The 379-nt window shown below is 45.1% G+C and carries 1 pseudogene; it reads left to right on the top strand.

Annotated features, from left to right (window positions below):
• A pseudogene (locus AB4585_RS23665) lies at positions 1–379 on the top strand (RNA degradosome polyphosphate kinase); the annotation flags it as partial.

Below are 379 nucleotides of genomic sequence, written 5' to 3'. Positions count from 1 at the left end.
TTTCATCAGTTGATCGTCTCTCCAAAGAACTCACGCAAGCGTCTCTACAAGCTAATAGATGATGAGATAGAGAACGCAGAATTGGGCAACAGAAGTGGGATCACCCTTAAGATCAATAACCTCGTAGATAAAGGGCTGATCAACAAGCTCTATCAAGCAAGCAGTGCGGGTGTCTCTATACGCATGATCATTAGAGGCATGTGCTCTCTTGTTCCAGGAGTAGAGGGGATCAGTGAGAATATCAAAGTCATCAGTGTCATAGACCGTTTTCTTGAGCACCCGCGAGTCATCATTACCGAGAATAATGGCGACCCTAAGGTGTTTATCTCATCGGCAGATTGGATGACCAGAAATATAGAGCACCGTATCGAAGTAGCAG

Origin of the sequence: Vibrio sp. 10N.222.49.C9 (assembly GCF_041474985.1) — a bacterium.
GTDB classification, from domain to species: Bacteria; Pseudomonadota; Gammaproteobacteria; order Enterobacterales; family Vibrionaceae; genus Vibrio; species Vibrio crassostreae_C.
This window is presented reverse-complemented; position numbering and strand designations above follow the sequence as displayed.